Source organism: Cellulomonas sp. SG140, assembly GCF_025770785.1.
Taxonomy (GTDB): domain Bacteria; phylum Actinomycetota; class Actinomycetes; order Actinomycetales; family Cellulomonadaceae; genus Cellulomonas.
The window spans coordinates 1-25,443 of sequence record NZ_JANZLA010000011.1 but is presented as its reverse complement, the minus strand read 5'-3'; the positions used below and the strand labels follow the sequence as shown (position 1 = coordinate 25,443).

Genomic DNA, 25,443 nt, shown 5'->3' with positions numbered 1-25,443 from the left:
GGGTCAGGCGTCGGCCTCCACCGCCGCCCCCGCGAACTGCGACTGGTACAGCCGGTAGTACGCACCCATCGCGGTGATCAGCTCATCGTGCGTGCCCTGCTCGACGATCGCGCCGTGCTCCATCACCAGGATCAGGTCGGCGTCGCGGATGGTGGACAACCGGTGGGCGATGACGAACGACGTCCGACCCTCCCGCAGGGTCGCCATCGCCCGCTGCAGCAGCCGCTCGGTGCGGGTGTCCACCGAGGAGGTCGCCTCGTCGAGGATGAGCACGGAGGGCTGCGCGACGAACGCGCGGGCGATGGTGAGCAGCTGCTTCTCCCCGGCGGACAGGTTGGCGGCATCCTCCTCGAGCACCGTGTCGTACCCGTGCGGCAGCGAGTGCACGAACCGGTCGACGTAGGTGGCCCGCGCGGCCTCCAGCACCTCCTCGTCCGTGGCGGACTGCCGCCCGTACCGGATGTTCTCGGTGATGGTGCCCGCGAACAGCCACGGGTCCTGCAGCACCATGCCGGTGCGGGCACGGGCGTCGTGCCTGGTCAGCGTGGCGATGTCCTGGCCGTTCACCAGGATGCGGCCGCCGTCCAGCTCGTAGAACCGCATCAGCAGGTTCACCAGCGTCGTCTTGCCGGCACCGGTCGGGCCGACGATGGCGACCGTCTGGCCCGGGTGCACGGTGAACGACAGGTCCTCGATCAGCGGCTGGTCGGGGCTGTAGGAGAAGTGCACGTGCTCGAACTCGATGGTGCCGTCACCGTCCGCCGGTGCCGGCGCGGGGACGGTGTCGGGGCTCTGCTCGTCCTCGTCGAGCAGCTGGAACACGCGCTCGGCGGAGGCCGTGCCCGACTGCACCACCGCGGCCATGCCGCCGAGCTGGGACAGCGGCTGGCTGAACATCTGGGCGTATTGGATGAACGCCTGCACGCTGCCCAGCCGCATCGACCCGTTGGCCACCATCAGCCCGCCCAGCACCGCGATGCCGACGTACGTCAGGTTGCCGACGAACGACATCCCCGGCCAGATGATCCCGGAGAGGAACTGCGCGCTGAACGACGCCTGGTACAGCTCCTCGTTCTCCGCACGGAACCGCTGCTGGAACTCGGCGCGGCGGCCGAACACCTTGACCAGCGCGTGCCCGGAGAACGACTCCTCGACGCGGGCGTTGAGGCGGCCCACCTTGCGCCACTGGATGCCGAACGCCTTCTGCGATTTCGGGCCGATGATCCCGAAGATCACGCCCATCAACGGCAGGGACACCAGGGCGACCAGCGCCAGCTTCCAGCTGATCGAGAACATCATGACCAGCACGCCGATCACGGTCAGCACCGAGGTCAGCGCGCCGGACAGCGACTGCTGCATGGTCTGCGTGATGTTGTCGATGTCGTTGGTGACGCGGGAGATCAGCTCGCCGCGCTGCACGCGGTCGAAGTACGCCAGCGGCAACCGGCTGATCTTCTCCTCGACCTGCTCGCGCAGCCGCCACATCGCCCGGACCATCACCACGTTGATGACGAAGCCCTGGCCCCAGGTCAGCAGCGCACCGGCGAGGTACAGCGCCAGCACCGTCAGCAGCAGCCGACCGAGCCGGTCGAAGTCGACGCCGGCGCCGGGCACCAGGTGGTCCATCGCCGCCACCATCGCGGCCAGCCGGTCCTGACCCTGCGCGTGCAGACCCGCCACCGCCTGGGCCTGCGTCATCCCGGGCGGCAGCAGCCGGGACACGAAGCCGGTGAACACCACGTCCGTCGCCCGGCCCAGCACCCGCGGCGCGAGCACGGTCAGCACCACGCCGGCCGCGCCCATCAGCGTGACGGCGACCAGAGCCAGCTTGTACGGGGCCAGCAGCCCCAGCATGCGGGTGAAGGACTCCTTGAAGTGGTCCGCCTTGCCCGGCGCGACGGCGGCGCCGAACGTGTCGGACGCGAGCCGGGCCTGCTCACCGAGCTCGATCTCGAGCTTCTCGTCCTCGGTCAAGGTCTGGTTGCTCATGCGCCGGCCCCCACAGCGAGCTGGGACTCCGCGATCTCGCGGTAGGTCTGGTTGGTGGCGAGCAGCTCGGTGTGGGTGCCCGCACCGGCGATGTGCCCGTCCTCGAGCACGAGGATCGCGTCGGCGTCCGTCACCGTGGAGACGCGCTGGGCGACGACGATCTTGGTCACCTCGGGCAGCTCGCGCCACAGCGCCTGCCGCAGGCGTGCGTCGGTGGCGAGGTCCAGCGCCGAGAACGAGTCGTCGAAGATCAGCACGGCCGGCCGGCGCACGATCGCCCGCGCGATGGCGAGCCGCTGCCGCTGACCGCCGGACACGTTGGTGCCGCCCTGCGCGATGCGGGCGTCGAGGCCGCCGTCCATCTGCGCGACGAAGTCGCTCGCCTGCGCGATCTCCAACGCCTTCCACAGCTCGGCGTCCGTCGCGTCGTCGCGGCCGAGACGGAGATTCGACGCCACGGTCCCCGCGAACAGGAAGGGCCGCTGCGGCACCAGGCCGATCTGCGACCAGAGCGTCTCCATGTGGGCGTCCCGGACGTCGACACCGCCGACCCGCACGGTGCCGCCCGTCGCGTCGAACAGGCGCGGGATCAGCGACACCAGCGTCGTCTTGCCGGCACCGGTCGAGCCGATCAGGGCGACGGTCTGCCCGGGGCGGGCGGTGAACGAGATGCCGGACAGCACCGCGTGCTCGGCCTCGGGGTAGGAGAACGTCACGTCGGTGAACGTCACCTCGCCCGGGGTGGGCAGCAGGTGCACCGGCTCGGCCGCCTCGGTCAGCGTCGACCGGCTGGCCAGCACCTCGCTGATCCGCTCGGCGGACACGGCGGCGCGCGGCAGCATCACCGTCATGAAGGACGCCATCAGCACCCCCATGAGGATCTGACCGACGTACTGCATGAACGCCAGCAGGGTGCCGATCTGCACCTGCCCCTCGTTCACCTTGATGCCGCCGAACCAGATGACGCCGATCACGGTGACGTTCAGCACGAGCATGACCAGCGGGAACAGTGCGACGAACAGGGAGCCGATCTTGCGGCCGACCACCATGATGTCGGTGTTCGCCAGCCGGAACCGCTCCGCCTCGATGGTCTCCCGGACGAAGGCCCGGACCACCCGCACGCCGGTCAGCTGCTCGCGCATGATGCGGTTCACCGCGTCGAGCTTCAGCTGGTAGGACCGGAACAGCGGCACCATCCGGCTGATCACCAGCCCGGCGATGATCAGCAGCGCGGGCACGGCGACCGCGATGATCCAGGACAGCCCGACGTCCTGCCGCAGGGCCATCACGATCCCGCCGATCGCCAGCAGCGGGGCGCTGACCAGCATCGTCGAGCCCATCATCGCCAGCATCTGCACCTGCTGGACGTCGTTGGTGTTGCGCGTGATCAGCGAGCCGGCGCCGAACTGCGAGATCTCGCGCTCGGAGAAGCCGCTGACCTGGTGGTAGACCTCGTCACGGATGTCCCGCCCCAGCTGCATCGACGCGCGCGCCGCGAGGTACGTCGCGATGATCGCGGCCAGGATCTGGGCCAGCGACACCGCGAGCATGAAGCCGCCGGTGCGCCAGATGTAGCCGGTGTCGCCCGCGGCCACGCCCTTGTCGATCACGTCGGCGTTGAGGCTGGGCAGGTAGAGCATCGCCAGCGCGGAGGCCAGCTGGAACACCAGCACACCCGCGAGCAGCGGTCGGTACGGGCGCAGGTAGCGCCACAGCAGTCGTGCGAGCACGGGTGTCTCCAGGGGAAACGGTGGGCTGGTCGAGGTGTCCACGGGCAGGCGGGGACCCCGGCAGCGAGACCCCCGTTCACGCTCGCCGTCAGCGTTCCACACCCCACTGACACGACCGCAAGCCCTTATGCCCTGGGCGTGACCGCCGTGCCGGACCCGAGCTGGACCCGTGCTGGACATCTGCCCAGTCGGCGGACCCGGCGAGCGGTCCTCGCCCGTCGACTGCAGCATGAGGGCATGCCGCTGCCCGCCACCGAGATCGCCCTGCTCACCGACACGTTGGCCCGCCAGTGGGACCGCGTCCGAGCGTGGGTCGGCGACGCCGTCGGCGACGACGTCCGGGGGGAGCCGTCGGTGCTGCCCGGCTGGACCGTCGCGGAGCTCGTCGCGCACCTCGCACGCGCCATGGACGCCCTGGCGATCTGCGTCCCGGCGGACACCGGCACCGTGCCGGCCACGTTCGCGGAGTACCTCGGCGGCTACCCCGACCGCGCGGAGGACATCGCCGAGACCGCCCGGATCATCGCCCGGCAGATCGAGGACGCGCCGCTGGTGTGGGCCGACGCCCGGGCCACCGCGGCGCTGCACGAGGCGCAGGCGCTGGGTCCCGAGGACATCGTCGTGCAGGGTCGCCGGGCGCCGGTGCTGCTGAGCACCATGCTGGTCTCCCGCATCCTCGAGCTCGTCGTGCACGCCGACGACCTGCTCCGCTCGGTTCGGCGCGTGCGCGGCGCCGACGCGGCGCCGGACCCGGTCGACCCGGAGGCCCTGCGCCTGGTGGCCGACGAGCTGCTCGCCATCGTCGTCGCGCGCGGCGGCTGGGACCTCGAGGTCGCGGACGCGCGGCTCTGGCTGCGGCTCGCCGCCGGACGGGTGCCCTACGACGTCGACGCGCTCGCCCGCGCGCTGCACCCCCGGTTCGCCTCCGACGCGGTCCCCGACCTCGGCCGGATGCTGCCCCTGCTGTGAACCCGGGGTGAATCCCGTTCGCGATACCGTGGCGGGATGACGGTTCAGATCACCGTGCGCCTTCCGGACGAGCTCGTCTCGGCGGTGGACTCCCTGGTCGCCGGAGGACACGAGCGGAGCAGGGCGTCCGTCGTCGAGCGCGCGCTCGAGCGAGAGCTCCGCCGCGTGCTGGCGGAGCGGGACATCGCGATCCTGGCCGGCGGCGCTGCCGACGACGACCTCGACGCCCTCATCGGCTGGGTGGGCGCGCACCACACGACCCTCGACTGATGCGCCCGATCCACCTCGCCACGCTGGACAAGCGGCGCCCCGTCCTCGTCCTCACACGAGAGCTGGTCCGGCCACACCTCAAGCACGTGACGGTCGCCCCTGTGACGACGACGATCCGCGGCCTGTCGACGGAGGTCCGCCTGGGACCGGCGAACGGCATCGACCACGAGTGCGTGGTGAGCTGTGACAACGTCGTGACCGTGCCGGTCGAGGCGCTGGGCCGGGTCGTCGGGTACCTCCTACCCGCTCAGGAGCGCGAGCTGACCCGCGCCCTGATGCTGGCCTACGACCTCGAGGAACGCTGACCGCCGGCCCGCGTCCGACCGGTCACCACCCCGGCAGTCACTACGGTGACACCCATGCTCGCCGCGTACGCCGCCCGGTCCGACGCCGACCACCCGCTGGGCACCCTCGAGGTCGGTGAGCGTCCCGACCCGCAGCCGCGGGACGGCTGGACCGTGGTGACCGTCAAGGCCGCGTCGCTGAACCACCACGACCTGTGGTCGCTGCGCGGCGTGGGGCTCCCGGCCGATCGGCTGCCGATGATCCTCGGCACCGACGCCGCCGGGACCACACCCGACGGGCGCGAGGTGATCGTGCACGGCGTGATCGGCGGCGCCGGCGCGCCCACCGGCCAGGCGGTGCCGGCCGACGAGCCGCGCAGCCTGCTGTCCGAGCGCTACCAGGGCACGCTCGCCGAGCAGGTGCTCGTCCCGACGGCCAACCTCGTGGACAGGCCGGCCGAGCTGTCGTGGGAGCACGCCGCCTGCCTGCCGACGGCGTACCTCACGGCCTACCGGTCGCTGTTCCGCAGCGGCGGTGCGACGCCGGGTCAGCGGGTGCTGGTGCAGGGCGCGGGCGGCGGGGTGGCGACGGCGGCCGTCGTGATCGGCGCCGCCGCCGGGCTGGAGATGGTGGTCACCAGCCGGGACGCCGGCAAGCGGGAGCGTGCGCTACAGCTCGGTGCCGCCGAGGCGGTGGAGACGGGCGCGCGGATCGGTCGGGTGGACCTGGTGCTCGAGACGGTCGGCGCGGCGACGTGGGCCCACACGATGCGGTCGGTCAAGCCGGGCGGCACGGTGGTGGTCGTCGGGGCCACCACCGGCGAGCCCGCCCGGATGGACATCAACCGGTTGTTCTTCCAGGAGATCTCCGTGATCGGCGCGACCATGGGCTCGCGTGACGAGCTGGCCCGGCTCGCGGCGTTCTGCGCCCGCACCGGCGTCCGCCCGGTGATCGACCGCACGTACCCGCTGACCCAGGCGGCGGACGCGCTGGCACGGCTGGCGGGCGGGGGTCAGTTCGGCAAGATCGTCGTGACCCCGTGAGCCGCTGGCTCCCCGACGTCCTGGGCGACGGGTTCGAGGCGCGCACGCTGCACCTGACGCCGGACGACGAGGGCGACGTGGTCGCCACGCTCGTCCGCTACGCGCCGCCCACCGAGGAGCCGGTGCGCCCGTCCCGCGTGGTGCTCTACCTGCACGGCTGGTCCGACTACTTCTTCCAGACGGAGCTCGCGCGGTTCTGGCACGCGACCGGCGCCGCGTTCTACGCCCTCGACCTGCGCAAGTACGGCCGGTCGCTGCGCGAGCACCAGACGCCGGGCTACGTCGACGACCTGCGGGTGTACGACGAGGACCTCGAGACGGCCCTCGCCGTGCTGCGCGCCGACCACGGGGACGCGGCGCGGATCATGGTGATGGCGCACTCGACCGGCGGTCTGGTCGCGGCACTGTGGGCCGAGCGGCATCCCGAGGCGCTGGCCGGGCTGGTGCTGAACAGCCCCTGGCTGGAGCTGCAGGGGTCGTCCGTGGTGCGGCACATCTCGGCACCCGCGATCGGCCGCCTCGCGCGGTACCAGCCGAAGACGCCCCTGCCGAGCATCGACCCCGGCTACTACGCCCGGACGCTGCGGGCACCCGACGGCGAGTGGGAGTACGACGACACCTGGCGGCCGGTGCCGTCGTTCCCGGTCCGTGCCGGGTGGCTGAACGCGATCATCGTCGGCCACGCCGCAGTCGCACGCGGGCTGCACATCCCGGCGCCGATCCTCACGCTCGCCTCGGCCCGCACGGTGATCAGCCCGCGCTGGAGCGAGGACATGCGGAGGTCGGACGTGGTGCTGGACGTCGAGCTGGTCGCGCGTCGAGCGGTGCAGCTCGGTCCGGTGGTGACCGTCGTCCGCATCCCCGACGGGCTGCACGACCTCACGCTGTCCGCACCACCGGTCCGGGCCCGGTTCTACGCCGAGATCGACCGCTGGCTCGCGGCCTACGGCTGGTCCTGACCGAGACCCTCAGCGACCGGCGACCTCAGCGACCGGCGGCGTCGGCCAGCGTGGGGCCACCGACACCGAGGCGCCAGGCACGCCACCCGTCCACCAACCCGTCAACGCCGGCAGCGCGCGCTGCCGCGGCGTCCGGGTCGGCGAACACGGACCCGTCGGGCAGCTGGATCAACCCGTCGGCGCGCAGCATCGCCTCGAACCGCTGCCCACGCCGCTCACGCACCCACACCAGCAGCGTCACCGCCTGCCGACGCTTGGCCAGGCTGGTCAGCTCGGGCACGGGCCACTGCCGGTCGGGCAGCTCGGCGCCGCGCGACGCCGACGCCGCGGCGGACGGCCGTGCGTCGCCGCCAGCCGGCAGGAACTCCGGCGGCGCCTCGAGGCGCGGTGCGGGTGGTTCCACGGGCGCATACGTCGGGGGTGCGGGCCGCTCGCGACCGGCCGGTGCGGCGCCTGCGGTGGCGAGACCGGACGGTGCAGGGGACGACGTCGTCGCACCGGCCGACGGTGACGGAACAGGGGCCGGAGCCGGAACGGGGGCCGGAGCCGGAGCGCCGGCGTACGGCAGCACCGGATCGGTGGGGAAGGACAGGTCGATGCTGGTGGGGTCCGCCGGTGCCCGGTGGGACGTCACGCGTGGCGGCACCGACGGCGCCGTCGGGAGCGACGTCTCCGCCGGCAGCGGCGGCGTCGGGAGCGACGTCTCGGCGGGCGACGCGGTCTGGGCGGGAACCGTGGTCTCGGCCGGCAGCGGCGTCTCGTGCGGGGTGGGGATCGGTGCGGTGGACACCCGGTCCTCCCGGACCGGCGCCGACCACTCGCCGCCGACCCCGAGCCGCTCGTCCGGCACCCCGCCGACCGCCGCACGGACCAGGCGCAGCGCCGTCGGCTCGACGGGCCGACGGTCCCGCTCGTGCAGCGCCAGCGGGGACACGTCCAGCAGGCGGCGGTCGTCGGAGCCGCGCATCACACCGACCTGCAGCACGGTGATGCGGGCGTCGGCCGCTCGCAGCGCGCCGAGCGCATCGGCCGTCTCGGCGGCGACCTCCGCGCACAGCAGCACCACGCGCACGTGCGGGCGGTCGGTGGTGGAGGGGTGGAACGAGACCTGCTCGCGGAAGCCCGCGTAGTCGACCGTGAACCGGGTGGGGTCGGCGTGGTACGCCCGGGCGAGGTCGCCGGCAGTGAGCCGTGCCGCGGTGCCGGCGTGCCGGAGCAGCGTGACCAGGGCGTCGTCGTCCACCACCTGCATCGCCTCGACCAGCACGGGGTTGCCGGCCGCGTCCAGCGCCAGGAGCTCGGGCCCGTCGGCGTGCTCGGGCAGCACGGCACGGGACCGCACGCGGAACAGGGGTTCGCCGACGACGACCGGCAGGTGCTCGTTGAGCAGACCCCGCAGCTCGGTGACGAACGAGGACGCCAGTGGCTGCATCGGCTGCAGCAGGCGCGCGCGCCCGTCGTCCATCTCGAAGATCGGCATCGCCCCCGGGGCCCTTCTCACCGTCCGCCACGGCGTCGGCCAAGGATCCCACAGCACCCTGTCCCAGCCGCGGCGCGACGCTGCTCCGTCCGAGCGAATCTCAGCCGCCGGCCGCCCGCCCGGAGGGGTCCTCACGAGCGGGTCTCGCGTCAGGCGGAGGCGACCCCTCCGTCAGCCCGCGGTGCCCCGTTCGCCGAGCAGCCGCACCCACCGCGCGTCAGGCCGGGGTGCCAGACTCGCCGAGCAGCCGCTCCACGCGCGCCACCTTGCCGTCGATCTCGCCGCTGTGGCCCGGCCGGATGTCGGCCTTCAGCACCAGCGCCACGCGGCCGGCCCCGCGGCCGGCGGCCTCCGTCGCGCGCTTCACCACGTCCATCACCTCGTCCCACTCCCCTTCGATGGTGGTGAACATCGAGTCGGTCCGGTTGGGCAGCCCCGACTCGCGGACCACCCGGACGGCCTCGGCCACGGCGTGCGACACGGAGTCCCCGGTGTCCATCGGGGAGACGGAGAAGGCGACGAGCATGTGCCCACCCTCCCCCGCCGATCCGCCCCCGTCCACCCACCGCCGGAGTGCCGAGAACCCGCGGCTGCCGCATGACCGAGTCGGGTCCCGCCGGCCGAATCGCCACGCGGCTCGGCACCTCCCGCGGCGCCGAGCACCGCGGGGTGGTGGGGTCAGGCGTCGGCGGGGGCGCTCGTGGGGAGGTGGGACGCGAGGAGCTGGGCGAGGTGGACGCCCTGGACACCGGCGAGGTGGTCGGCCTGGGTGCGGCACGAGAAGCCGTCGGCCAGGTACACGTCGCCGGGGGCGGCGGCGCGCAGGGCCGGCAGCAGGGCGTGCTCCGCGACCGCGACGGAGACGTCGTAGTGGCCGGCCTCCATGCCGAAGTTGCCCGCCAGGCCGCAGCACCCGGCGAGCTCGGAGAACTGGGCACCGGCGTCGCGCAGCAGGGTGCGGTCGGCCGTCCACGTCATCACCGCGTGGTGGTGGCAGTGCGGCTGCACCACGGCCGTGACGTCGGAGAGGTCCGGCACCGTCCAGCGGTCGCCCGGACCGATCGGCGCTGGTGCCGTGAGCAGCTCGGCCAGCGTGTGGGTGGACCGGGCGACGGCGGCGGCGCGGGGGTCGTCGGGAAGCAGGTCCTGCAGGTCGGAGCGCAGCACCGCGGTGCAGCTCGGCTCCAGACCCACGATCGGGATGCCGTTGACCGCGAACGGCGCCAGCACTCCGAGGAGGTGACGCAACCGGTCCTTGGCGCCGTCGAGCTGGCCGGTGGTGATCCACGTGAGGCCGCAGCAGGCGTCGTGGTCCGGGACGATCACCTCGTAGCCGGCGGCGCGCAGCACCGCGACCGCCGCGCGCGGGACGTCGGGGGCGAGCGAGTCGCTGAACGAGTCGGTCCACAGCAGGACGGGCGGACGACGGGCCGCCCGCTCGGCCGGCGGAGGCGTGCCGGCGACGACCACCTGGTCGCGGCCCTCGGCACGGGCCCAGGCCCGGAACGGCCGGTCGGCGAAGGTCACCATCTGGCGGCGGGGGTCCATACCGCCGGCGCGCAGGACGGTGCGGGCCAGCGGCCGGATCCGCAGCGCCGCGTTGACCAGGGAGGACACGCCGGGGACGGTGGTCACCAGCCGCGTCCAGCGGGGTAGCCAGCCGAGCACGTAGTGCGACACGGGGCGCAGCCTGTGCCGGTAGGTCCGGTGCAGCACCTCGGACTTGTACTGGGCCATGTCGACCCCAGCCGGGCAGTCGGACGAGCACGCCTTGCACGCCAGGCACAGGTCGAGCGACTCACGGACCTCCGGTGCCGACCAGCCGCGGGAGACGAGCCGGCCGTTCGCGAGCTCCTGCAGCACGCGGGCACGGCCGCGGGTGGTGTCCTTCTCGTCGTGCGTTGCCTGGTAGCTGGGGCACATGAAGTCGCCGGCCGCCGTGTTGTCCGCCCGGCACTTGCCGACGCCGACGCAGCGGTGCACGGCTGTGGTCAGGTCGCCGTCGTCGTGCGCGAACGAGAAGCCGACAGCACCCAGCCGGTGCGCCGCGGGGCGACGCAGGTCGGCGTCGATGGGCCGGGGGCGGACCAGCACGCCGGGGTTGAGCAGGTCCTTCGGGTCGAGCAGGGCCTTGAACTGCTCGAACAGGCCGATGACGTCCTGCGAGTACATCACCGGCAGCAGCTCGGAGCGGGCGCGGCCGTCGCCGTGCTCGCCGGACAGGGACCCGCCGTGGGACGCCACCAGGGCGGCGGCGTCCTCCATGAAGGAGCGCAGCGGGGCGCCCGAGTCCTCCAAGGGCATGTCCAGGCGCAGGTGCACGCAGCCGTCGCCGAAGTGGCCGTAGGCCATGCCGTCCACGTCGTGCCGCTGCATCAGCGCGGACAGCTCTCGCAGGTAGGTGCCGAGGTGCTCGGGCGGCACCGCGGAGTCCTCGAAACCGGGCCACGCCTGTGCACCAGAGGCCGTCCGACCGCCCAGGCCGGCACCGTCGGCGCGGATCCGCCACATGGCGGTCGCCTCGGGACCAGGTGGGAACAGGCCGACGGCGTCGGTGGCGGCATCGGCCGCGAGCGCACGAGCCGTCGACAGCGCCTCGTCGAGCGTCTCGCCGCCCACCTCGACGAACAGCCAGCCGCCGCCCTCCGGCAGGTCCGGTACGGCCGCGGCACCACGGACCCGGCGCACCACGTCGACCAGCCGGGCATCCATCCCCTCGATCGCCAGCGGGGCGTGGGCCAGCAGCGCCGGGACGTCGTCGGCCGCCACCGCCATGTCCGGATAGCCGAGGACTACGAGCACCGGCTGGGCGGCCATCGGGACGAGGCGGACGGTCGCGCCGAGCACCGTCACCACGGTCCCCTCGGTGCCGACCAGCGCCTTGGCCAGGTCGGTGCCGCGCTCCGGCAGCAGGTGCTCCAGCGAGTAGCCGGACACCTGCCGGCCGAACCGGCCGAGCTCGGTGCGGATCGTGGACAAGTTGGCTCGGACAAGGGCATCGAGGCCGGCGACCACGTCCAACGCACCGGCACCGGCGCCGGCGGTGAACCGCCGACCCGTGCCGTCCACCACGTCGAGGCTGATCACGTTGTCGCTGGTCCGGCCGTACGCGACGGCATGCGGGCCGCAGGCGTTGTTGCCGATCATGCCGCCGAGCGTGGCGCGGGTCCACGTCGACGGGTCGGGACCGAACCGGAGGCCGTGCGGGGCCGCCTCTCGCTGCAGCGTCGCCATGATGGTGCCCGGCTGGATGCGGGCCGTGCGGGCCTCCCGGTCCAGCTCGAGCACCCGGTTGACGTGGCGCGACCAGTCGAGCACCACGCCGGGGCCGATCGCGTTGCCCGCCACCGAGGTGCCGGCGCCTCGGGACGTGACCGGGATGCCGAGCTCGCGGGCGACGCTCAGTGCGGCGAGGGCGTCGTCCTCGTCGTGCGGGAAGACGACGACGCGCGGCACGACGCGGTAGTTCGAGGCGTCGGTGGAGAACTCGGCGCGGCGGCGGGTGGAGTCGTCGATCTCGCCACGAACCGCCGAGCGCAGCCCGGCGACCAGGGCGTCTGTCGCAGTCGCGGTGGCCACGGCTGGCAGTCTCGCATCGCGCGGCGGACGACGGACGGCGTGCCCGCTGAGCGGTCAACTGCCCGGGGACGTCAGCCGCAGCCCGGGTCGTCCGGGTGCTCGGTGCAGGTGCCGGCGACCAGGTGGGCGCGCAGCTCCTGGACGTCGAAGGGCGCGCTGGTCGCGGTGGTGGTGGCCGTGCCGGCGACGTCGTGCCAGACGGTGGTGCCGACCACGCGGTACCGACCCGTCCAGGTGGTGGTCAGGGTGATGGTCCGGGTGCCGAGCCTGCGGTAGACGTGGCTGGTGTCGTGGTGCGGCCACGGTGCGCCGGGGCTGGTGGTGATCAGCGGCGCCGACCCGTCACCGAAGTCGTACGTGAACCGGCTGGGGGTGGCCTCGACCTCCATGGGGTACCCGAGCAGGTCCGTCGTCAGGTGCACCACAGCGGGGTCGGTGTAGACGATCGTCTCCTTGTTGACCAGCACCCAGCTGCGGGCCGGCTGGACGTTCAAGGTGGGGGCCGGCAGCGGCAGACGGCGGAAGTCCTCGGCGGTCATGGGAGGGACGACGTCCTCGGGGCAGCCGTAGCCGCGCACCATCGTCCACGGCAGGCCGGTCCACGGGACGGTGGCCGCCGGTCGGGTCTGCCTCCACAGCGGCAGCGTCGGCTGCCCGGCGTCGCAGACAAGGGGGCGACGGGTGGCGTTGTTCGCGGCACAGCCCGGAAGCGCCGGATCACCCCCGATCACCTCGCCGACCGCGGCGCCCGGGGTCGGCGAAGCGTCAGCCGCCGCGTCGCACATCGGCGCCCGCATGTACCGCACCAGCACCTTGTCCGGGGCCTGGCCGCGCGCGGCTAGCAAAGCCTGCGTCGCCCGCCACGCCGCCATTTCGATACTTGAGTCCGAGGCCTCGCCGAGATAGGTCTCGCCATTCCCCGACCCGCCTCCGCTCGCCAGCAGAACCGCGACGGCGAACGTGAGTCCGAGGTGGAAGGCCATTACGCCGCCTCAGCCTGCACACCGCGGATGACCCACGATCCGGAGTCGAACAACACAATGACGTCCATCTTGTAGCGCCCTGCGCGTTGATCCTTGACCACCGTGTCCGGAGCGGCGACGACCTGTGAGCTCGACGCTTCTAGGGTGAGTTGCACGTCGAAGAACTTGCCTAGATCGACCTCTGTGCCTGTAACCGTGGTGATCTGTGATGCGCCGCCGACCGTGTGCTGCCTAGCCTGTGCCGCTTCGGTGACGTGCTGACGGACACTTGCGCAGAAGTTGCAGTCCGGGTGCGTGAGGGCGTTCCACGCAGACAGGTCGCCTGTTTGGTAGGCGTACGGGTACAGCAGCAGGAAATACGTGGCAATCGCCTTGGCGCCCTCGAGGGTCGGCGGCTGATCCAGCGCGGCTGGTCGTGCGGGTGCGACACCGTCGGGCAGCGGCCCGAGCGTGGGGTTGGCCACCGCGGTGGCCGCGGGTGTCGCGGAGGCCGGTGTCGATGACGGCGCCGCGGTCGAGGAAACGGTCGGTGCCGTCGTAGCCCACCAGGTGGCCGGAGGAGGACGGTCAGGACCCCAGGGGGCGCAGGCCGCGAGGGACGCCCCGAGCAGCAGGGCCATGACGAGGGCACGGGCGAGCGGTCGAGAACCTCGGGGCATGCCCGGAATGTACTGGTTGACCACAGTCACAGTGGGCGATTCACCCGATTCTGTGGACGACACTCCGGCGAGGCGCCACCTGCTTCCGTCCGGCCCCCTGCTGGTACCCCGAGCTGAGCACTTTGCATCCAGACGAGCACTTCGCAGTGCTCATCTCGCTGCAAAGTGCTCGTCTCGGCTCGAGGGCCGGCCCAGGAGACGGCAGGCGAGGAGACGGCGGGCCGAGGGTCGGCCGATGCGGCGGTCGGCCGAGGACGAGCCTGACCTCGGAAGAGCCTGAACCAGGACGGGCCCGACCGAGGACGACGGTGGCCGGGCGTCAGCGGGCGAACGGGCAGCCGGCACAGGCCAACGGGTTCACAGCGGCGGTGCGGCAGCCGGTGCCGCACGGGGCCGCTGAACGTCCGGACGTCTCGGCACCGCCCGCGCGCAGCACCAGGCCGATCCGCTCAGCGTGGTCGAGGGCGGCGTGCACCAGCCCCTCGTCGACACCGAGCACCGCCGCGACCCGCTGGGGCGGCAGACCGCGGCCGGTCTCGCGCAGCACCTGCGTCAGCACGCTCATCAGGCGCCCACCAACCGGGAGCCGAGCTGGAAGGCCGCCACCGCCAGCAGCCAGGCGATCACCAGCGAGCCGCCGACGGACACCGCCGTCCAGCGCGCCCCGAACAGCCGGCGCTGCTCGGCCACCGTCGCGAGGCACGGCGTGTACGCCAGCACGAACACCATGAACGCGAACGCGGCGGACTGCGTTGCACCGCCGGACGTCCGGTCGAAGGTCGCGCGCAGCTGCGTACCGAGGTCGCCGGCCGACGTCGCCGAGGCGCTGCCGGACGACGAGGCGCCCGACGACGTGCCGGACGAGGCCGTCGTCGACGCGCCGCCGCCGGTCGGGTCCTGGACGGCGTACGTCTGCGCCATCGAGCCGACCACCACCTCCTTGGCGACGAAGCCGGTCATCAGCGCCGAGGACGCGTGCCAGTCGTCGAACCCGGCGGGCGCGAACACCGGTGCGATGCCGGCGGCCACCCGCCCGTACACGCTGTCCGCCACGGGCACCTGCGCCACCGAGTACCCGGTCGTCGCCGGGATGGCCATGAGCACCCACACGGCGGAGAGGGTGATCACGATGATCGTCCCCGCCTTGGTGACGAAGGCCCGCACCCGGACCCAGGCCGACGTGCCGATCGCACGCAGCCGTGGCCGCTGGTAGGCGGGCAGCGCCAGCACGAACGGCTCGCGACGCAGGTCGCGGAACGCCGTCCGGCGCAGGAGCAGGCCGATGCCGATCACCAGCAGGGCCGAGAGCAGGTACATCGCGAGCACGGCCAGCCCGGCGTGCCCCGGGAAGAACGCCCCGGCGAGCATCAGGTACACCGTGAGCCGCGCCGTGCAGCTGGTGAACGGGATCAGCAGGCCGGACAGCAGCCGCTGGCGGGCGTGCGGCAGGGTGCGGGTGGCCGACAGGGCGGCGACGTTGCAGCCGAAGCCGACGACGAGCGGCAGCACGGCGCGGCCGTCGAGCCCGAGGGCCCGCATGGCACGGTCGGCGACGAACGCAGCGCGCGCCAGGTAGCCCGAGTCCTCGAGCAGCGCGACGGCGACGAACATCAGCGCCATCAGGGGCGCGAACGACAGGACGGTGGCGACGCCCGCGAGCAGGCCGTCGACGACGAACCCGCCGACCCACGGCGGTGCGCCGCCGAGCCAGCCGCGCAGCAGCCCGCCGAACCAGCCGACGACCAGGCTGTTCACACCGTCCATCAGCGGCGCCGCCGCGGTGGTGGCCAGCTGGAACAGGCCCCACATCACCGCGAGCAGCACCGGCACGCCCACCCACGGCCGCAGCAGCCAGGCGTCCACCCGGTCCGACCACGTGCGGACGGCACCGGCCGCTGCGCCGGACCGTGCGTCGTCGGCACCGGCCGCCGAGCCGTCCGCCGGCCCGAGCCGACCGAGCACCCCCTCGACCCACTCGAACAGCTCGGCCGCCTCAGCCAGGCGCGGGTCGAGGTCGTCGTCGAGCGCAACGTCGCCGTCCAGCGCGAGGCCGCCGGGCATGACGTCGTCGGACGCGCCGGGACGCGCGACGAGCCCGACCGGCGGCCCGTCGAGCGCCGACCGCACCGCGCCGACCAAACCGTCCACCCCGGCGCCGGTCCGCGGGTCGAGCCCGACCACCGGAACGCCCAGCGCCGTCGAGAGCGCCTCCGGGTCGACGTCCACGCCGCGCGCGGCCGCCACGTCCCGCATGGTGAGGCCCACCAGCACCGGCATCCCGGCGCGCGCCACCTGGCCGACGAGGTACAGCGACCGCGCCAGCGCCGAGGCGTCGGCCAGCACCACCACCAGGTCGAGGGTGCCGAGCGGTCCGGTGCCCGCGACGGCGTCGGCCGTCACCTGCTCGTCGGGCGTGCGCGCCAGCAGGCTGTACGCGCCCGGCAGGTCGACGAGCAGCGCACCGGCTGCCCGCCACGGACCTGTCGCGAGCTCGACGGTGGTGCCGGGGGCGTTGACCACCTGCTGCCGGGAACCCGTGACCGCGTTGAACAGGGTCGACTTGCCGACGTTGGGGCTGCCGACCAGCGCGACGGTGGCCTGCCGGCTGCCGGACCCGGGGTCCCCGGCGCCGCGACGTGCCGGCAGCGTGGCGACGTCGGACGGCTCGTGGCAGCTCATCGCGTCGCACCTGCGCCGGCCACCGCACCCACCTCTGCGCCCGCCACCGCACCGGCCACAGTGCCGGCCGTCGCCGGCTCGACGGTGATCCGTGCGCACGTCGCCGAGTCGAGCGCGAACCGGTCGGCGCCGACGGCGACCACCCGACCCTGGGCCCCGACGTCGTGGGTGACCTGCACCAACGCCCCGGCGCGCAGACCGAGCTCGCCGAAGCGGAGCCGGGCGGCGGGGTCGACGTCCACCCGCACGATCCGCGCGACAGTCCCCGCCCGACAAGCTCCCAGCTCCATGCCTTCACGCTAACTAAGGGTTGCCTTGCCTCATAGGACAGTGGTCCCGGGGTCACGACGACGGCGCCGGCCCGCGGGTCCGCACCCGCCGGTCGGCGCCGCCGTCCCGGCGACCTGGACGGTCAGATCAGCGCGGCGTCCAGCGAGACGGTGGTGCCGGTGAGCGCCTTGCTGACCGGGCAGCTCGCCTTCGCGTCCTCGGCCACCGCCTGGAAGCCGTCGGCGTCCATCCCGTCCACCTCGCCGCGCACGGTGAGCGTGATCCCGCTGATCCGGAAGCCGCCGGCCGGGTCCGGGCTGAGCCGCACGTCGGCCAGCACGTCGAGGCTCCTCGGCGTGCCGCCCGCCTGCGCGATCAGGGCCGACAGCTGCATGGCGTAGCAGGACGAGTGCGCGGCGGCGATCAGCTCCTCGGGGCTCGTCGTGCCCTGCGCGTCGTCGGAGGTGCGCCGCGGGAACGAGACGTCGTACCGCCCCGCCTTGGAGCTGAGCAGCTCGACGTGGCCGCCACCGTCCTCGAGGCCTCCGGTCCAGTCGGTGCGTGCACTGCGCGTGGCCATCGCAGATCTCCTTCGTGATGGGAGTCCGGGCGCGGGTCGGCGCCCGGCTCCCACGCTAGGAGTCAGCGAGTCAGCGCGCGCGCTCGAGGTGGCCGGTGATCACGTGCGGCGGCGCACCGGCCGCCTCGAGGGCCCACGCGGCGCGCGCGTGCAGGGCCCGCCGCTGCTGCGGAGGCAGGTCGTCGTACAGCGCGGTGCGCACCACGTCGTGCCGGAACGCCAGACGGTCCCCGCGAGCCGCCACCAGCCCCGCCGCGAGCGCGTACCGCAGCGTGCGCCAGCAGGTGGTGACGTCCAGCGCCGCGAGCGCGGCCAGGTCCGGCACGACGAACGAGGTGCCGAGCACGCTCGCCTGCGTGAGCAGCGTGCGCACCGATGCGTCGACGTAGGCGACGTGCCGGCGCACCCGCGCGTCCAGCTCCGCCTGCCAGCCGGAGCCGATCAGCTCTGCCGTGCCGTCCGACGTGGTCAGCGACCCGGTGGCCGCCGCGGCGGCCAGCACGTCGCCGACCAGCCGCGGGTTGCCGCCCGTGGTGGCCAGCACGCCGCGCAGCACCGGCCCCGGAGCACCGCCCACGGCCTGCTCCACGAGGGTCTGCACCGCCGGCGTGGACAGGGGGCGCAGCTCGACGTTGCGGGCACCGGCCCGCACCCAGGCGGCGACCAGGTCCTGCACCTCCCGGCGGTGCGGCACCGGGCGGAGCGTGAGGACGACGAGCACACCGGGCAGCGGCGCCTCGTGGGCCAGCCGCGTGAGCACGTCGAGGGTGGCCGCGTCGGCCAGGTGCGCGTCGTCGAGCAGCAGGGCCCACGGGTGCTGGTCGCCGCGGCGCAGGACGGCGGCGACGACGAGGTCGGCGATGCGCCGTGCGGCCGCGGGCTCGTCAGGCGCCTGCAGCAACCCCGCCAGCTCCGTGTCGGGCTCACCCGCCGGCCACACGTCCGGACGCGGCGCGACGAGCTGACGCAGGGGCCCGTAGGGGACCGTCGCGGCGTCCACCCGGACCAGCACCGGCTCGACCCCGACCAGCCGGGCGCCCGGCACCAGGGCGGCCAGCAGTGCGGACCGACCGATCCCGGCCTCCCCCTCGAGCAGCGCGGCGGCACCGTCACCACCGGCGACCGACGTCAGGAGGCCGTCGATGTCGTCCAGCTCGCCGGCTCGGCCGACCAGCACGTCCGGCCCGCGCGCTCCCGGCCCGACGGGATCCCCCTGGTCCACGGGCCGATGCTAGGCGCGCCTCGTCAGCCGGTGTACTCCCAGTGCCACGGCTCCGGCTTGCTGCCGTCGGGCTGCGCCCACGCCGGGTGCTCGAACTGGAAGGTCGCGGCGTTCTTCACCATCCAGTCGTGCTGCGGCGAACCGGGCACCTCGATCCCGCCCCCGAGGTCGACGGCGATGCCGAGACCGTGGTGGGAGGTCCCGGGCGTGGCGCAGAGCCAGCCGCGGGTGGACAGGCACGCGACCTGTGCCGCGTAGGAGCGGTACGAGTCGTTGATGGTCAGGTGCACGCCGAACGCCTGGACGTACGCCGCGTCGAGGCTGTCCAGGGCCTCTGCGGCGTCGCAGCGCAGCAGCGCACCGGAGTCGAACGTCGGCGCGCACAGTGCCGAGGCGGGGATCTTGCCGTTCGGGTAGCCCTGCAGGGAGGTCTTCCAGGCGGCACGCTGCGCGGCGGCGGCAGCCTGGGCGGCAGCGGCCTCGGCGGCGGCGGCCGCCTGCTGGGTGGCGGCGTCGGCAGCAGCCTTGGCGGCGGCGCGGTTGGCGTCCGCCGCGGCGCTGACCGCCGCCGTGCTGCGCGCCAGGGCGATCACGGCGTCACGGAGCTGCGCGGCGTCCGGGTCCTCGGTGCCGAGCACCTGCGGGATGGCGGCGGCCACCTGGTCGGGCGTGTCGACGGAGGCGGACGGGTCGGAGAGGGTGGCCGAGGCGGACGGTGACGCGGACGGCGTCGGCGCGGCCGACGTGGCGTCCGACGACGGCGCCGCGGTCGAGCCCGAGGCGGTCGGGGTCGGGGTAGCGGCCGGCGTCGCTGCGCCGGACGACGCCGACGGCGTGGCACCGGCTGTCGGCGTGCCCGCCGAGGCGGTCGACGAGCTGGTCGGCGACGGCTCCGACAGGGCGGCGGACGTGGACGTCGGATCGGCCGTCGCCGGTCCGGACGGTGCCGGAGAGGCCGCCGTACCCGAGGCGGCCGGCGCCGGAGCGGCGCTCCGCTCGCTCGACGAGCCGCCGCGCGACGCGACGCCTGCGCGGTCGGTGCGCGCGGCGGCGTCCTCCGCCTGCACCTTGGTGACCAGGTCGGCCACCTGGGTGCGGAGCGCGTCGAGCTGGGCGAGCTGGTCCGCGGGCACCTGGGCCTGCGCCCCGTCGGCACGCACCGCGACGGCGTGCGCCGTCACGGCGTCGGCCACCTGGGCGACCTTCTCCCGCGTCGAGCGCGCGGCCTGCGCGGCCTGCGCCGCGGCGGTGTCCGCGCCGGTCAGGCTCGTCGCGGAGGACGCCGTGGCGCCCTCACCGGTGGCGGGGTTCACCAGCACGACGCCGAGCGCGACGGCCAGCGCCACCACGACACCGCCCTGGGCGATGCGGGGCGCGAGCGGACGCGGCGTGCGCGGACGGTGGTCCTGGGGAGCGCGGTGGGCGCCGGCCTGACGGCTGCGGCGCGTGGCGGCGGCCGGCGCGGTGGCGACATGCCTGCCGCCTCCGGACCGACGCCGGGGCGGCAATCTGTCACTCACGCGAAACACGTTAAGTGCATCGGACGGTCGTCCCGACCGCTTGAGGCCTTGGGGCGGCGAAGATCTTGTGATGATCTCGTCACGGTGTCGTCACAAGACTGACCCCGGGTTGCCGCTACGCTGCCGCCGTGCCAGACGCCCAGCAGCCCCCGGCGGACCACCTCGCGACGGCCCCGCGGGGACTGGACGACCTGTACGACATCGCGCGACTGGCCGACCGACTGGGCGTCGAGCACGCCACCATCCGGGTCTGGCTGTCCCGCAAGGTGCCCTGGCTGCCCGCGCCTGACGGGCGGCTCAACGGTGGCGCCGTCTGGCGCGCCACCACCCTCGAGGGTCTCGAGGACCGCCGTCGACCGGGCCGGCCGGGCCCCAAACCGCGCTACCGCTCGGCGCCGGCCGCTGCCGACGTCGCCCGCACGGGCCCGCTCCCGATCGTCTCCCAGGACCTGATCCGCACCGGCCCCATCCCGGTCGTCCCCGAGACCGGACGTCCGGACGGCCCCTGGGGTTCGTCAGGACGGTGACAGACGTGGGCCCGCGGTGAACCGGACCGGCGGTGCCGGCGCCGCCGACCGTGCGGACTCCGACCGGTCGGCGGACGTCGTCGCCGCGATGCGGTCCGTCGACCGCGCCCGCTTCCTCCCGCCCGACCAGGTGTTCCACGCCCGCGAGGACCGCGCCCTCCCCCTGTTCCACGGCCAGACCGGCTCCCAGCCGTCGACCGTCGCTGCCATGCTCCGGCTGCTGCAGGTGCCGGTCGGCGGCCGCGTGCTCGACGTCGGCTCCGGGTCCGGCTGGAGCACGGCGCTGCTGGCACGGCTGGTCGGACCGACCGGTGAGGTGCTGGGCCTGGAGCTGGACCCCGAGCTGTGCGCGTTCGGCGCCGCCAACCTCGCCTCGTGGGACATGCCGTGGGCCCGCATCGAGCAGGCCGACCCGGCCCGGCTCGGCCGGCCCGTGCCCGGCGGCTGGGACCGGATCCTCGTCTCGGCGTCGCCGCGGGTGCTGCCCGCCGAGCTCGTGGACCAGCTGGCGGTCGGCGGCCGGATGGTGGTCCCTGTGCAGACGACCATGACCCTGGTGGTCCGCCGTGCCGACGGGCCACCGGACATCAGCCGGCACGGTCAGTACGAGTTCGTCCCGCTCCGTACCGGTTCCGCGGGTGAGGCTTCGCGGGCGACCGGCTGGCACGATCAAGGGTGGCCACGCGGGCGCCGATGAGAACGGCATGCCGCTGTTCCGCCGCACGCCGCGCCCCTCGGGCGGGACGTTGATCCCGACCCCGTTCGGGTCGGTGGAGGACGAGGTGTCCGGCCCCACCCCGCCGGACATCACGCCGGGCGTGGTCGAGGAGCTGAACGACGCGGAGCGGCTGTGGACGGCTCAGCAGCGCGAGCTGCTGCTCGAGCTGTGCGACGCCGTGGTGGACGCCCCGACCGTCGGCCGCCTGTTCGACCGGGTGCACGCCGCGTGGCGTTCGACGGTGCGACCCGCTGACCCCGACCTGCTGGTCAACGTGTTCGGCGTGGCGCTCGGCGACCTGATCGCCCAGCGTGTGCCCGGCCTGTCGTGGGCGGTCTACCGCGACGACGTGGGCACCGAGCTGGTGCTGGCGCACGCGTCGCACCCGTTGGTGGTGTTCCCGGTGGCGGCGGTCGCCGAGCGGTGGGGGACCGCGGAGCCCGGGTGGTTCGCCGGATATGTCGCCGAGGCGGCGCGGCTGTCCGCGGCTGTGCTCGATCCGGCGGGTGACGCCGTACCGTGGAACGAGCAGGGGCCGGATCAGGAAGGGCGGGATCACCACGGACAAGGTGACGAACCGCAGGACGGGACGCCGGACGACCAGCGGCGCCGCTGAGCCCTCGACCGGCTCGGTGACCGTGGCGCCTCAGGTTCAGGCGTCGAGCAGCCGATGGACCGGTATGTCCGCCTTCACCGAATCGCCGCCGACCGACGAGCTGCTCCCGGGGTTCGGCGCTCAGGAGACCGAGCCCGCACCGCGGCAGCACCGCCGCGCCGGGATCACGATGCTGGTCGCGTCCGCCCTGGTGGTGGCCGGCGGCGGGATCGGCTGGTGGCTGCTGGCCCCCGGCTCCTCGTCGGGACCCGCGGCGCACGTCGCTGCCCTCGACAACCCGCAGCAGGACAGCGACAAGCTCGATGCGGACGACGCGAGCCAGCTTCAGGTGGACCCGGCGTCGACCCGGCTGGTGGTGCACACCCCGGCCGCCGCGACCTACGTGGGGCGGTCGGTGTCCGGCCGGCTGTGCATCATGCAGCTGCCGGCCGGCGACGTCTCCACCGAGACGTGCGGCCCGGACCGCAAGGGTGTGGTGCTGACCGTCGGCACCCCCCGTGGCGGGCAGGTGCGGCTGGTGGCGGACGGCGGTCCGACGCCCGCTGCGGCGGAAGGGTGGAAGCCGGCCGGGGCCAACGTGTGGACGCACGCCTGACCGGTCGTCGGGCCTGACCCGTTGGTGCGGTGCGCCGCGCTCAGACGGCCGCGAGCGCGTCCACCAGGCGCCGGACGCTCGACGCAAGGCCCCACCGCTGCGCCAGTTCGACCACCCGGTCCGCGTCGGCCACCACGCGCGGCAGTGCGTCGGGCACCCGCTCGACCGGCGCGTCGCGGGCGACCCGCACCACCGCAGGCGCCACCGCGAGGTAGTCGGCGGAGTCGGTCAGCCGCCGTCGGGCCGCCGGCGCCAGCGCGGGGTCGGACCGGTCCCGCGCCGCGAGCACCCCCGGCAGGTCACCGAACCGGGCGACCAGCTGGGCCGCCGTCTTCTCACCGATGCCCGGGACGCCGGGCAGGCCGTCGCTCGGGTCGCCGCGCAGCACGGCCAGGTCGGCGTAGGCGGCGCCCGACGAGACGCCGTACCGCTCGGCGAGCACGGCCTGGTCCACCACCAGCAGGTCCTTAACGCCCTTCGACGGGTACAGCACCCGGACGCCTGCCTCGTCGTCGACCAGCTGGAACAGGTCCCGGTCGCCCGTCACCACGTCCACGGCCGCACGCTCGCCCGCCGGCCGGGCCACCTCCTGGGTGACCAGGGTGCCGATCACGTCGTCCGCCTCGAACCCCGGCGCTCCGATGCGCGCGATGCCGATGGCCGCTAGCACCTCGACGATCACCGGGATCTGCGCCGTCAGCGCCGCGGGGACCTCCTCGACCCAGCGGTCACCGTCCTGGCTCGCCACGCGGTGCGCCTTGTACGTGGGGATCGCGGCCACCCGGAACGCCGGGCGCCAGTCGTCGTCCCACGCCGCGACCAGCCGGGCGGGCCGGTGGTCGGTCACCAGCCGGGCGATCATGTCCAGCAGCCCGCGCACCGCGTTGACCGGCGTGCCGTCCGGCGCCTTGACGCTGTCCGGCACCCCGAAGAACGCCCGGAAGTACAGCGAGGCGGTGTCCAGGAGCATCAGCCGGTCGGCGCGGTCCGTCATGGCGTGGAGTCTGGCACCCGAGTCCGACGTCGGGCTCGGCGCCTGCGCACCAGGTCGGCGGACGCAGCCACGGCGCCCATGAGGACCGTGAAGGCGATGTCCTGCGGGTCGTGCATGACGGCCCGGGCGACGACGACGATCACCACGATGAGCGCACCCTGGCCCAGGGCCTGCAGGACGTCCGACCGCAGCATCCCGCCATCGTGGCGTGCCGGAGCGCCGCGCGGAGCCCGTTCCGCCGAGCTCAGCCGGCGGCGGTGAGGTCGAGCTGGGCGTCGACGACCGCGATCACCGACCACGTGCCGCCCTCGGCGTCGGTCAGCTGGTAGGTCGGCACCAGCACGGACGCGCCGGACGGCAGCGTGGTGACGGCCAGCCCGAGGCGGGCTGACGTGATGGTCACGTGGCGGACCGGCCAGGCGATCGCGCTGCCCGCGGACGGCGTGGTCGGCGCCACGGGCGGGGCGGTGGACGACGGGGCTGCGGTCGGCTCGGCACCCGGTGTGGTGGCCGGCGTGGGGACGACGATGCCCGGACCGGCAGTCGCTGTGCCGGACGACGCGGAGCCGGAGGAGCCGGATCCCGTGGACGCGGTGCCGGACGACGCGGTGCCGGACGACGCAGCGGCGGAAGGCGCCGTGACGGACGGCTGCACCTGCGACGGGACCGCCCCCGAGGTCGCCGACCCCGTGCTCGCGGCATCCGGCGGCAGGACCGCCCCCGACGTCGCAGACCCGATCGCCGGCTCCGCCGTACCGCTGTCCACCTGCACGCCCCCGGCCGCCATCGGCATCGGGCCGCCGCCGAACGCGCCGAACCGCGGGTCGTTGAGCCGTTCCACCGCCGCGGCCGGGCTGACCACCTGGTAGCGACCCAGGTCCACCAGCGGCGCCAGCGGTCCCCACAGCGACTGGACGCCCGAGCCGACCAGGGTGGCCGACCACGTCACGCCGGTCAGCTGGCCGTCCACCACCTGCGAGAACATCACCGTCTCGCGGCTGGCCGTCGGGACCGTCGCACCGGCGGCGTCCCGCACGGGCTTCTGGAGGCCGCCCACCTGGACCGTCGCGCCCGTCAGGTCCACGCCGAGCGCGTGGAACAGCGCCCGCACCTTCGCCACGGCCGCATCGCCGGTCGGCGCCGCAGCGGCGTTCGGCCCGCACACCGAGGCGTTCGCCGCGGCCTTCTCACCGGTGCACGTCCACGGGTCCCAGGCGGGGTCGGAGTACGAGAGCGTCGCCATCCCGTCCCCGGAGAGGGTCAGCACGGCACCCTTCCCGTCCAGCGTCCCGACGGTCCACGTGCCCCACTGCGCGCGCGGCTCCCCCGGCACCCCGAGCACCTTGGCCGCTCGCCGCACGGTGTCGGCGCTGACCACAGACGCGGCGTCGAACGCCCTCGCGGTCCCGGTGCCGCCGGTGGTGGACAGGCCGGACGCGGTGAAGACGGTGCGCGAGCCCCACCAGCGGCCGGGTGCGGGCACGGCGATGGACGACGACGAGGCGCTGCCCGAGGCCGCACCGTTCGCCTGTGCTGCCATGTCGGCCCCCGCGCGCTGCGGACCGCCGACCTGCGGACCACCGAGCGCGATCGCCGGCAGTGGCGTCGCGCCGGCCGTCGAGCTGCCGGCCGTGCGGCCGCCGAGCGCATACGCCCCGCCGCCGACCACGGCGAGCGCCGCGACGGCCGCCGCGACCTGCAGCCACCGGGCCGGGACGGAGCGCAGCCCCCAGCGCCGTCGCGCCGCCTCCGCGGCCGCGCCCGAGGCCGTCGCCA

General features: G+C 74.3%; 24 protein-coding genes and 1 pseudogene. 9 read left to right on the top strand and 16 right to left on the bottom strand.

The genetic code is table 11. The features are described 5' to 3' along the window. Positions 1 to 3: 3 nt before the first annotated feature. A complete protein-coding gene (locus tag N0B34_RS16670) occupies positions 4 to 1,989 on the bottom strand; it encodes an ABC transporter ATP-binding protein (protein WP_263732402.1) in 1,986 nt (661 codons plus the stop codon). Then, a complete protein-coding gene (locus N0B34_RS16665) occupies positions 1,986 to 3,719 on the bottom strand; it encodes an ABC transporter ATP-binding protein (RefSeq protein WP_263732401.1) in 1,734 nt (577 codons plus the stop codon). Before N0B34_RS16665 ends, N0B34_RS16670 begins: the two co-directional genes overlap by 4 nt. Before the next feature lie 237 nt (positions 3,720 to 3,956). On the opposite strand from N0B34_RS16665, the gene N0B34_RS16660 reads away from it, so the two are divergent. From N0B34_RS16660 to N0B34_RS16640, 5 genes are read left to right on the top strand one after another with little or no spacing between them, the layout of a single operon-like run. After that, a complete protein-coding gene (locus N0B34_RS16660; protein WP_263732400.1) occupies positions 3,957 to 4,688 on the top strand; it encodes a maleylpyruvate isomerase N-terminal domain-containing protein in 732 nt (243 codons plus the stop codon). Positions 4,689 to 4,724: 36 nt separating this feature from the next. Continuing rightward, on the top strand, positions 4,725 to 4,958 hold the full coding sequence (locus N0B34_RS16655) for a ribbon-helix-helix domain-containing protein (RefSeq protein ID WP_318529999.1): 234 nt from the start codon (positions 4,725 to 4,727) through the stop codon (positions 4,956 to 4,958). After that, entirely contained in the window at positions 4,958 to 5,263 is a 306-nt protein-coding gene (locus tag N0B34_RS16650) for a type II toxin-antitoxin system PemK/MazF family toxin (RefSeq protein WP_263732399.1), read from the top strand. Before N0B34_RS16655 ends, N0B34_RS16650 begins: the two co-directional genes overlap by 1 nt. A gap of 54 nt (positions 5,264 to 5,317) precedes the next feature. Beyond that, positions 5,318 to 6,286, top strand: coding sequence for a zinc-binding dehydrogenase (locus N0B34_RS16645; protein ID WP_263732398.1), 969 nt, complete (start codon positions 5,318 to 5,320; stop codon positions 6,284 to 6,286). After that, positions 6,283 to 7,245, top strand: a complete 963-nt coding sequence (locus N0B34_RS16640; RefSeq protein ID WP_263732397.1) for an alpha/beta hydrolase — start codon at positions 6,283 to 6,285, stop codon at positions 7,243 to 7,245. Before N0B34_RS16645 ends, N0B34_RS16640 begins: the two co-directional genes overlap by 4 nt. A 25-nt stretch (positions 7,246 to 7,270) precedes the next feature. Here N0B34_RS16640 and N0B34_RS16635 read toward each other — a convergent pair whose 3' ends face one another. From N0B34_RS16635 to N0B34_RS16585, 11 genes are all read right to left on the bottom strand, one after another. Then, positions 7,271 to 8,725, bottom strand: coding sequence for a hypothetical protein (locus N0B34_RS16635; RefSeq protein ID WP_263732396.1), 1,455 nt, complete (start codon positions 8,723 to 8,725; stop codon positions 7,271 to 7,273). A 217-nt stretch (positions 8,726 to 8,942) separates the two neighbouring features. Next, positions 8,943 to 9,251, bottom strand: coding sequence for an MTH1187 family thiamine-binding protein (locus tag N0B34_RS16630; RefSeq protein ID WP_263732395.1), 309 nt, complete (start codon positions 9,249 to 9,251; stop codon positions 8,943 to 8,945). A gap of 152 nt (positions 9,252 to 9,403) precedes the next feature. Next, positions 9,404 to 12,304, bottom strand: coding sequence for an FAD-binding and (Fe-S)-binding domain-containing protein (locus N0B34_RS16625; RefSeq protein WP_263732394.1), 2,901 nt, complete (start codon positions 12,302 to 12,304; stop codon positions 9,404 to 9,406). 71 nt (positions 12,305 to 12,375) lie between these two features. Further along, positions 12,376 to 13,287, bottom strand: coding sequence for a hypothetical protein (locus N0B34_RS16620; protein WP_263732393.1), 912 nt, complete (start codon positions 13,285 to 13,287; stop codon positions 12,376 to 12,378). Further along, on the bottom strand, positions 13,287 to 13,751 hold the full coding sequence (locus tag N0B34_RS16615; protein WP_263732392.1) for a DUF6318 family protein: 465 nt from the start codon (positions 13,749 to 13,751) through the stop codon (positions 13,287 to 13,289). Before N0B34_RS16615 ends, N0B34_RS16620 begins: the two co-directional genes overlap by 1 nt. Positions 13,752 to 14,265: 514 nt before the next feature. Then, positions 14,266 to 14,511: a hypothetical protein gene (locus N0B34_RS16610; protein WP_263732391.1), complete on the bottom strand. Its 246-nt coding sequence runs from the start codon at positions 14,509 to 14,511 to the stop codon at positions 14,266 to 14,268. Next, positions 14,511 to 16,625, bottom strand: a complete 2,115-nt coding sequence (gene feoB / locus N0B34_RS16605) for a ferrous iron transporter B (RefSeq protein ID WP_263732390.1) — start codon at positions 16,623 to 16,625, stop codon at positions 14,511 to 14,513. Before feoB ends, N0B34_RS16610 begins: the two co-directional genes overlap by 1 nt. Beyond that, positions 16,622 to 16,915, bottom strand: coding sequence for a FeoA family protein (locus N0B34_RS16600; RefSeq protein WP_263732389.1), 294 nt, complete (start codon positions 16,913 to 16,915; stop codon positions 16,622 to 16,624). The genes feoB and N0B34_RS16600 overlap by 4 nt, the downstream gene beginning before the upstream one ends. Before the next feature lie 122 nt (positions 16,916 to 17,037). Beyond that, positions 17,038 to 17,475, bottom strand: coding sequence for an OsmC family peroxiredoxin (locus N0B34_RS16595; RefSeq protein ID WP_263732388.1), 438 nt, complete (start codon positions 17,473 to 17,475; stop codon positions 17,038 to 17,040). A 70-nt stretch (positions 17,476 to 17,545) separates the two neighbouring features. Then, entirely contained in the window at positions 17,546 to 18,697 is a 1,152-nt protein-coding gene (locus N0B34_RS16590; protein ID WP_263732387.1) for an AAA family ATPase, read from the bottom strand. A gap of 23 nt (positions 18,698 to 18,720) precedes the next feature. After that, complete coding sequence (locus N0B34_RS16585) at positions 18,721 to 20,217, bottom strand: D-alanyl-D-alanine carboxypeptidase family protein (RefSeq protein ID WP_263732386.1); 1,497 nt, start codon at positions 20,215 to 20,217, stop codon at positions 18,721 to 18,723. Positions 20,218 to 20,345: 128 nt separating this feature from the next. On the opposite strand from N0B34_RS16585, the gene N0B34_RS16580 reads away from it, so the two are divergent. The 4 genes from N0B34_RS16580 (at position 20,346) to N0B34_RS16565 (ending at position 22,673) form a co-directional block, all read left to right on the top strand. After that, on the top strand, positions 20,346 to 20,744 hold the full coding sequence (locus N0B34_RS16580) for a hypothetical protein (RefSeq protein WP_263732385.1): 399 nt from the start codon (positions 20,346 to 20,348) through the stop codon (positions 20,742 to 20,744). Between the two features lie 16 nt (positions 20,745 to 20,760). Then, positions 20,761 to 21,441: a protein-L-isoaspartate O-methyltransferase family protein gene (locus N0B34_RS16575; protein ID WP_263732384.1), complete on the top strand. Its 681-nt coding sequence runs from the start codon at positions 20,761 to 20,763 to the stop codon at positions 21,439 to 21,441. Positions 21,442 to 21,448: 7 nt separating this feature from the next. Next, positions 21,449 to 22,078 carry a DUF3806 domain-containing protein gene (locus N0B34_RS16570; protein ID WP_263732383.1) on the top strand — a complete coding sequence of 210 codons (630 nt, stop codon included), beginning with the start codon at positions 21,449 to 21,451 and terminating at the stop codon, positions 22,076 to 22,078. Positions 22,079 to 22,142: 64 nt separating this feature from the next. Next, positions 22,143 to 22,673: a hypothetical protein gene (locus N0B34_RS16565; protein WP_263732382.1), complete on the top strand. Its 531-nt coding sequence runs from the start codon at positions 22,143 to 22,145 to the stop codon at positions 22,671 to 22,673. A gap of 40 nt (positions 22,674 to 22,713) precedes the next feature. On the opposite strand, the gene N0B34_RS16560 is transcribed toward N0B34_RS16565, so the two are convergent. The 3 genes and pseudogenes from N0B34_RS16560 to N0B34_RS16550 form a co-directional block, all read right to left on the bottom strand. Further along, positions 22,714 to 23,667: a 5'-3' exonuclease gene (locus N0B34_RS16560; RefSeq protein WP_263732381.1), complete on the bottom strand. Its 954-nt coding sequence runs from the start codon at positions 23,665 to 23,667 to the stop codon at positions 22,714 to 22,716. Further along, positions 23,664 to 23,861, bottom strand: a complete 198-nt coding sequence (locus N0B34_RS16555; RefSeq protein ID WP_263732380.1) for a hypothetical protein — start codon at positions 23,859 to 23,861, stop codon at positions 23,664 to 23,666. The genes N0B34_RS16560 and N0B34_RS16555 overlap by 4 nt, the downstream gene beginning before the upstream one ends. A 50-nt stretch (positions 23,862 to 23,911) precedes the next feature. Further along, a pseudogene (locus N0B34_RS16550) lies at positions 23,912 to 25,443 on the bottom strand (hypothetical protein); the annotation flags it as partial.

What these genes read in the sequence shown, in the direction of transcription:
- feoB (WP_263732390.1), bottom strand. Translation starts at nt 16,625, where the DNA reads ATGAGCTGCCACGAGCCGTCCGACGTCGCCACGCTGCCGGCACGTCGC.
- N0B34_RS16570 (WP_263732383.1), top strand. Translation starts at nt 21,449, where the DNA reads ATGCCGCTGTTCCGCCGCACGCCGCGCCCCTCGGGCGGGACGTTGATC.
- N0B34_RS16630 (WP_263732395.1), bottom strand. Translation starts at nt 9,251, where the DNA reads ATGCTCGTCGCCTTCTCCGTCTCCCCGATGGACACCGGGGACTCCGTG.
- N0B34_RS16565 (WP_263732382.1), top strand. Translation starts at nt 22,143, where the DNA reads ATGTCCGCCTTCACCGAATCGCCGCCGACCGACGAGCTGCTCCCGGGG.
- N0B34_RS16595 (WP_263732388.1), bottom strand. Translation starts at nt 17,475, where the DNA reads ATGGCCACGCGCAGTGCACGCACCGACTGGACCGGAGGCCTCGAGGAC.
- N0B34_RS16655 (WP_318529999.1), top strand. Translation starts at nt 4,725, where the DNA reads ATGACGGTTCAGATCACCGTGCGCCTTCCGGACGAGCTCGTCTCGGCG.
- N0B34_RS16555 (WP_263732380.1), bottom strand. Translation starts at nt 23,861, where the DNA reads ATGCTGCGGTCGGACGTCCTGCAGGCCCTGGGCCAGGGTGCGCTCATC.
- N0B34_RS16670 (WP_263732402.1), bottom strand. Translation starts at nt 1,989, where the DNA reads ATGAGCAACCAGACCTTGACCGAGGACGAGAAGCTCGAGATCGAGCTC.
- N0B34_RS16620 (WP_263732393.1), bottom strand. Translation starts at nt 13,287, where the DNA reads ATGGCCTTCCACCTCGGACTCACGTTCGCCGTCGCGGTTCTGCTGGCG.
- N0B34_RS16610 (WP_263732391.1), bottom strand. Translation starts at nt 14,511, where the DNA reads ATGAGCGTGCTGACGCAGGTGCTGCGCGAGACCGGCCGCGGTCTGCCG.
- N0B34_RS16645 (WP_263732398.1), top strand. Translation starts at nt 5,318, where the DNA reads ATGCTCGCCGCGTACGCCGCCCGGTCCGACGCCGACCACCCGCTGGGC.
- N0B34_RS16600 (WP_263732389.1), bottom strand. Translation starts at nt 16,915, where the DNA reads ATGGAGCTGGGAGCTTGTCGGGCGGGGACTGTCGCGCGGATCGTGCGG.
- N0B34_RS16650 (WP_263732399.1), top strand. Translation starts at nt 4,958, where the DNA reads ATGCGCCCGATCCACCTCGCCACGCTGGACAAGCGGCGCCCCGTCCTC.
- N0B34_RS16560 (WP_263732381.1), bottom strand. Translation starts at nt 23,667, where the DNA reads ATGACGGACCGCGCCGACCGGCTGATGCTCCTGGACACCGCCTCGCTG.
- N0B34_RS16635 (WP_263732396.1), bottom strand. Translation starts at nt 8,725, where the DNA reads ATGCCGATCTTCGAGATGGACGACGGGCGCGCGCGCCTGCTGCAGCCG.
- N0B34_RS16660 (WP_263732400.1), top strand. Translation starts at nt 3,957, where the DNA reads ATGCCGCTGCCCGCCACCGAGATCGCCCTGCTCACCGACACGTTGGCC.